The sequence below is a fragment of the bacterium genome, from assembly GCA_020440705.1.
Classification (GTDB): domain Bacteria; phylum Krumholzibacteriota; class Krumholzibacteriia; order LZORAL124-64-63; family LZORAL124-64-63; genus JAGRNP01.
In genome coordinates this window covers 1-637 of the sequence record JAGRNP010000285.1, presented here as the reverse complement: position 1 = coordinate 637, position 637 = coordinate 1, and the positions used below count along the sequence as shown (strand labels likewise).

Annotated in this window: 1 protein-coding gene; it reads right to left on the bottom strand. The window is 70.3% G+C overall.

Translation table 11 applies throughout. The features are described from left to right. A partial coding sequence (locus KDM41_18405) for an ATP-binding cassette domain-containing protein (protein MCB1185397.1) occupies positions 1-535 on the bottom strand: 535 nt, incomplete at its 3' end. Positions 536-637 lie beyond the last annotated feature (102 nt).

Here is a 637-nt window from a genome sequence, read left to right as displayed (position 1 = left end):
GCGGCGGGTGCGATGCGAGGGCACGGGCGATGGCCACCCGCTGCTGCATGCCGCCGCTGAGCTGCCACGGCATGTGCCGGCCGAAGTCGTCCAGCTTCACCATCCGCAGCATCTCCGCCGAGCGCTCGCGGCGGCGCGGCTTGTCCCAACCCTTCATCTCCAGCGGCAACTCGACGTTGCGGGCCACAGTGCGCCAGTCGAACAGGCCGGCCTGCTGGAAGGCCATGCCGTAGTCCTGGTCGCGGCGGGCCTGCCGGGCGGGCTTGCCGTTCACCACCACGTCGCCGGCCGTGGGCTCGATGAGGTTGGCAATCAATCGCAGCAGGGTGCTCTTGCCGCAGCCGGAGGGCCCGATGAGCGACACGAACTCGCCACGCCGGATCGTCAGATCCACATCGTCCAGGGCATGGACCGTGCCCTTGCGTCCGGTGTTGAAGTGCTTCGACACGCCGCGCAGCACCACCGCGTCGGCCGCTGCCGTCGCACCCACCTCCCCTGCAGCACCGTCGCCCGCCACGGCGTCCACCGGATTCATGCCACTGCCTCCTTCGGTCGGCGGCGCATCAGGAACGCGTCGAACGCGCTCACCAGCATCGCCATCACCAGCCCGACCACCGCCGCGGCCAGAATGGCCGTG